At 28.8% G+C, this 6,472-nt stretch carries 4 protein-coding genes and 2 pseudogenes; all 6 read left to right on the forward strand.

Translation table 11 applies throughout. The features are described 5' to 3' along the window. Positions 1-712, forward strand: a 712-nt coding sequence (dapB, locus tag JG677_RS06565) for a 4-hydroxy-tetrahydrodipicolinate reductase (RefSeq protein WP_234284654.1), incomplete at its 5' end; no start/stop codon positions are given. Continuing rightward, entirely contained in the window at positions 713-2,050 is a 1,338-nt protein-coding gene (purF, locus tag JG677_RS06570) for an amidophosphoribosyltransferase (protein ID WP_200285844.1), read from the forward strand. 117 nt (positions 2,051-2,167) lie between these two features. Continuing rightward, a complete protein-coding gene (locus tag JG677_RS06575; protein WP_200285845.1) occupies positions 2,168-2,737 on the forward strand; it encodes a cytochrome c3 family protein in 570 nt (189 codons plus the stop codon). 12 nt (positions 2,738-2,749) lie between these two features. Further along, a complete protein-coding gene (locus JG677_RS06580; protein ID WP_200169908.1) occupies positions 2,750-5,263 on the forward strand; it encodes a molybdopterin guanine dinucleotide-containing S/N-oxide reductase in 2,514 nt (837 codons plus the stop codon). Positions 5,264-5,484: 221 nt separating this feature from the next. Beyond that, positions 5,485-6,012 (forward strand): annotated as a pseudogene (locus tag JG677_RS09100) (cache domain-containing protein); the annotation flags it as partial. A gap of 258 nt (positions 6,013-6,270) precedes the next feature. Beyond that, a pseudogene (locus JG677_RS09105) lies at positions 6,271-6,472 on the forward strand (methyl-accepting chemotaxis protein); the annotation flags it as partial.

Raw genomic sequence — 6,472 nt, forward strand, 5'->3', positions numbered from 1 at the left:
TTATGGAGCTTATGGAAGAATGGGAAGACAAATACAAGAGTGTTTAAAATCTGATCAAGAAGCAAAAACATCTATACTTTATGATAAAGATGGAAATTTAGAAGAACTTTTTAAAAAAAGTGAAGTGATTATTGATTTTTCTTCACCACAAGGAACAAATAAACTTTTAGAATTTTCAAAAAATAATCATAAACCTTTGGTGATTGGTACAACAGGATTAGATGAGAAAACTATACAATTGATACACAATTTAGGTAAATTAATGCCAATATTTTATGCTACAAATATGTCATTAGGAGTTGCTGTATTAAATTATCTTGCAAGTAAAGCAAGCATTATGCTTAAAAATTTTGATATAGAAATTGTCGAAATGCATCATAGACATAAAAAAGATTCTCCAAGTGGTACAGCTTTAACTTTGGCTGAAAATGTAGCTAAAACTAGAAATTTAGAGCTTCAAAATGTTAGAGTAAGCGGTAGAGATGGCATAGTTGGAGAAAGAAGTAAAGATGAGATTGCGGTAATGAGTTTAAGAGGAGGTGATATAGTAGGACGCCATACTATAGGTTTTTATGAAGAAGGAGAATACTTAGAATTAACTCATAATGCTACTTCAAGGGCTACTTTTGCTAAAGGTGCAATTAAAATTGCTAAATGGCTCGTTCAAAAAGAGCCAAAATTATATTCAATGAATGATTTTTTAGGAATTTAAATGTGTGCAGTTGTAGGGGTGATTAATTCTAAGAATGCAAGTACTTATGCTTATTATGCTTTATTTGCTATGCAACACCGCGGACAAGAAGCAAGTGGCATAAGTGTAAGTGATGGAAAAAGCATAAAAACTATTAAAGCTAAAGGAGAAGTAAATCAAATTTTTAATCCTTTAAATTTAAAAACTTTAAATGGTGAAATTGCTATAGGACATAATCGCTATTCTACGGCTGGAAATTCAAGTATTGATGATGCACAACCTATCTATGCTAATTGTTCTTTTGGAGATATTTCTTTGGTGCATAATGGAAATTTAGTAAATAAAAATGAAATAAGAGATACTTTAATGCAAGATGGTGCAATTTTTCAAACAAATTTAGACACAGAGAATTTAATCCATTTAATTGTTCGTAGTAAAAAACAAGATTTAAAAGATCGTTTGATAGAAGGTTTAAAAAAATGCATAGGAGCTTATTGTTTTATGTTGGCTAGTAAAGATAAGCTTTATGTGATAAGAGATGCTTATGGAGTTAGACCTTTATCTTTAGGACGTTTAAAAGATGGAGGTTATATTATAGCTAGTGAAACTTGTGCTTTTGATTTAATTGAAGCTGAATTTATCCGTGATATAGATGCGGGAGAGATGCTTATTTTTACACAAGGCAGTGATAAATTTGAAAGTATAAAGCTTTTTAATGAAAAACCTAGAATATGTGCTTTTGAATATATCTATTTTGCACGACCTGATAGTATTATAGAAGGAAAAAGTGTTTATGAAGTGCGTAAAAAAATGGGGGAAACTTTGGCAAAAAAATTTAAGCAAAAAATTGATTTTGTAGTACCTGTTCCAGATAGTGGAGTAAGCGCTGCTATAGGTTTTTCTCAATATCTTAAAATTCCACTTGAAATGGCTATTGTTAGAAATCATTACGTGGGTAGAACTTTTATAGAGCCAACTGAGGAACTTAGAAATTTTAAAGTTAAATTAAAACTTAATCCTATGTCTAAAGTTTTAAAAGATAAAGAAATTGCAGTAATTGATGATAGTTTGGTACGTGGAACAACTTCTAAAAAAATTATTTCTTTGCTTAGATTAGCAGGTGCAAGTAAAATTCACTTGGCTATTGCTTGTCCTGAAATCAAATTCCCAGATATTTATGGTATAGATACACCTACTTTTGAAGAACTAATTAGTGCTAATAAAAATATAGAAGAAGTAAAAGAATTTGTTGGTGCTGATTCTCTTACTTTTTTAAGCATAGATGAGCTAGTGAGTAGTATAGGAGATGAGAGATTTTATTCTTTAGTAAGCTTTGATGGAGATTATTTTATAAAATAAATTTCTTAATTAAATATTATTTTATTTTTATTTTAAAATATAAATATTTTATTAATGTATAATTAATAAAATATTAAATATAATAAAAATGATTTAATATTTATTTAAGGAAAAACAATGAGGCTTTTTTTATTAACATTTTTTTTAATCACTTGCATGTGGTCTAAAAATATAGCTTATAGTGATGAGGTTGTATCACTTTATCTTTCTCAAGATGATACTAAAGTAATTGGTAGATTGCTTCCTACAAATTCTTTTGAAATTTTAAAAGAACAAGGTAATAAAGTTTATATAAAAATTGAAGGTTTTGTAAATCCTAAATCACCTTCTATTATTTATTATAATGATGTCCAAAGAATTATTGTAGCTGCTTTTTCTAGAAATACTAAATTAAATTTTAATGAAAAAAACGTTTCCAAAGATAAATTGGATAGGGTAAGTTTAGAAATTTGGGCAGATAAAAAAGAATTTTTTAAGAGTGATAAAGAAATGTTAATTCGTGCAAAAGATCTTTTTGTTAATAATTGTGGAATCTGTCATACTTTACATAAAGAAAAAGAATTTAATGCAAATGCTTGGCCATCAATTTTTAGATCTATGGTTGATAGAACAGCAATTGAAAAAAAAGATAGATGGCTTGTTATAGAATATTTACAAAAAAATTCAAAAGATTTCAAAGCAAACTAAAAAGGAAATAAGATGCTAGATAGAAGAAAATTTTTAAAAGTGAGTGCAAGTTTAGGTGCTTTATCTTTTATACCTACTTTTAGTATGGCAAAAAATATTGAAGCTTCAAAAGTAAGTCTTGGTATTGTAAAAAATGGAGAAATAGTTACTGCAGCCCATTGGGGAATTTTAAAACTCACTATAAAAAATGGAAAAGTTATAAAAAGTGAACCTTGGGAAAAACTTACTAAAATGGATAATCCTTTGCAACATTATACTTCTGATTTAATATATAAATCTCGTATAAAATATCCTTATGTTCGCAAATCTTATCTTGAAAATCCTAATAATCCAAAAAGAGAATTAAGAGGAAAAGATGAATTTGTCCGTGTAAGTTATGAAAAAGCATTGAATTTAATTGCAAATGAACTTAAAAAAACAAGAGAACAAAAAGGATCAAGTGCTATTTTTGGTGGAAGTTATGGTTGGAAATCAAGTGGAAATATGCAAAATGCCAGAACTTTACTTCATAGATTTTTAAATATTACAGGAGGTTTTGTTGGAGTGAGTGGAGATTATTCAACAGGAGCTTCGCAAATTATTATGCCTTATGTAGTGGGTTCTATTGAGGTTTATGAGCAACAAACTTCTTGGGAAAATATTTTAAATCATTCTAAATATGTTGTTATTTGGGGAGCTGATCCATTAACAACATTGCGTATAGCTTGGACTTCAAATGATCAAAGAGGTTTAGCTTATTTTGAAAAGTTGAAAAATAGTAAAATAAAGGTTATTTGTATAGATCCTATAAAAACAGATACAGCTAAATTTTTAAATGCTAAATGGATTTCCCCGCGTCCAAATACTGATGTAGCTCTAATGATGGGTATAGCAAGTCATTTAATTGCTAAAAATAAAGTAAATTATACTTTTTTGGAAAATTACACGATTGGTTTTAATCAGTTTAAGGATTACTTAGAAGGCAAAGAAGATGGTATAAAAAAAGATGTTAAATGGGCAAGTGAAATTTGTGGTATAAAAGAAAAAACTATTAAAGAATTAGCTGAAACATTTTATGATAATCCAACAATGATAATGAGTGGTTGGGGTATGCAAAGAGCTCATCATGGAGAACAACCTCATTGGATGTTGGTAACTTTATGTTCTATGCTAGGGCAAATTGGAACCAAGGGTGGTGGTTTTGGACTTAGTTATCATTATAGTAATGGAGGCGTACCTACTTGTAAAGGAGGTGTAATAGGGGGTATGAATGCGGGTGAATTAGGAGTTTGGAAAAATGGTAAATTTAAAGGTCTTGCAAAGTCAAAAGAAGAATTAAATTCCGCTGAGTGGTTGCAAAATTCTGCTAGTTTATCTTTTCCTGTAGCAAGAATAGCTGATGCTTTGCTTAATCCTGGAAAAACTATAGAACATAATGGGACTAAAATTACTTATCCTGATATAGATTTTATTTACTGGGTAGGAGGAAATCCTTTGGTGCATCATCAAAATACTAATACCAATGTAAAAGCTTGGAGAAAACCACGTACTATTGTTGTAAATGAAATTTATTGGACTCCAACGGCAAAGATGGCAGATATTGTAATGCCGGTTACTTCATCTTATGAAAGAGATGATATTACTATGAGTGGAGATTATTCTAATATGCATATAATTCCTATGAAACAAGCTGTTTTACCAGTAGAAGAGAGTAAGGATGATTATGAAATTTTTTCTGATCTTTGCAAGATTTACGGAAAAGATGTTTTTAATGCTTATACCCAAAATGGTAAAAAAGCAAAAGATTTAATTAAAGATTATTATAATATTGCCTTAAAACAAGTAAAAAGTTATGGAGAAGCTTTTAGTATTCCTATGCCTAATTTTGAAGAATTTTGGGCAAAAAATGAACCTATTGTTTTTGAACCAACAAGTGAAAGTTTAGAATATGTTCGTTTTTCAGAATTTATCGAAGATCCTATTTTAAATGCTTTAGGAACTTCTTCAGGGCTTATTGAAATTTATTCAGAAACAATTAAAAATTATAATTATGATGATTGTAAAGCACATCCTACTTGGTTTGAACCTATTGAATGGCTTGGGAATGCTACTAAAGAAACACCATTTCATCTTCTAACTTCTCATCCAAGTAAAAGACTTCATTCTCAACTTTGCCATACAGATTTAAGGACAAAATATACCATTAAAGAAAGAGAACCTTTGCTTATAAATTCTAAAGATGCTAAAAAACTTGGTATTAAAAATGGTGATGTTGTAAGAGTATTTAATAAGCGTGGAGAAATTTTAGCTGGAGTTTTGGTAAGCGAGGATATAATGCAAGGAGTTGTGAGAATTTGTGAAGGAGGTTGGTATGATCCTGACGAAAATGGATTGTGTAAATATGGAAGTGCTAATGTTTTAACATTAGATTTGCCTACTTCAAAACTTGCAAATGGCAATATCTCACATACTACACTTGTAGGAGTTGAAAAATTCAACGAAAGTCTTCCTAAAGTTACGGCTTTTAATGATCCAAAAATTTTATAAGTTTTTGATAAATTTTTGTTATAATATTAATAACAAAAATTTATTTTTAGGAGCCATAAATGCAAACAAAAGATCCAAAGAATTCTTTTAAAGTGTCTTCAAAATTAACTTTATATGTAGGTATTTTGATAGTATTAGTATTAGTAGCAACTACTACAATAACTTATTATCAATCAAAATCAAATGCTTTTGAATTATTGCAAGATAATCAACTAAAAGTTATGGATGATGTTCAAATAACTTTTGATAATTATGCTCGTTCTAAAAGAAAAGCTTTGGAAATTTTAGCAAATGAAATTTCTAATAACCCTAAAATAACTATACAAGAGATTGTAACTTTGCTTCATGTTTTTAAGGAAGCTAATGGATTTGATCTTGTTTTTATGGGTTTTGAAGATTCTGAAAAAACATATTTATCAGATGGTTCCATATTAGACGCTTCTAAAGGCTTTGATACAAAAAATTCTATTTGGTTTAAATTAGCAAAAGATAATGGAAAAATCAGTGTTACAAGACCTTATAAATCAATTAGTGGTCATATTACTTTAACTTATGCAACACCTGTTTTTCAAAATGGCAAATTTATTGGTGTTGTTGGAGGAGATTATGATTTAAGAAGTTTTTCTAAAAATGTTCTTGCTTTAGGCCATAGTGCAAATTCTTATGCTGCTGTTTATGATATAGAAGGTAATATTATATTTCATGAAGATCTTTCAAGAATTTTAACTAAAAATGCTTTAAGTGAAAATATTGCAGCAGCTATTAAAAATGATCCAATGTTGATAGATCCTAAGCAAAAAGATACTTTATTTTATGCAAACAATGATCAAGGTCAAACTCAAGCAGTTATGTGCAATCCTACTTCAATCAATCCTTTATATAGGGTTTGTAGTGTAGTGGATAAAAAATCTTATGATAATGTTATTAATAGCATATTATATAGTCAGCTTATAGTTGGTTTTTTAGCTTTAGTGATAGTTTTAATATTTGCAAGAATTCTAATTGCTAAAAATCTCTCCCCGCTCACCACTATCCAAAATGGTCTTAACTCATTCTTTGATTTTATTAATCATAAAACAAATAATGTATCAACTATTAATATAAAAACAAATGATGAATTTGGTCAAATATCTAATGCCATCAATGAAAACATTCTTCAAACTAAACAAGGTTTAGAACAAGATAATCAAGCAGTAAAAGAAAGTGTAT

This window comes from Campylobacter sp. TTU-622 (assembly GCF_016598965.1).
Taxonomy (GTDB): Bacteria; Campylobacterota; Campylobacteria; order Campylobacterales; family Campylobacteraceae; genus Campylobacter_D.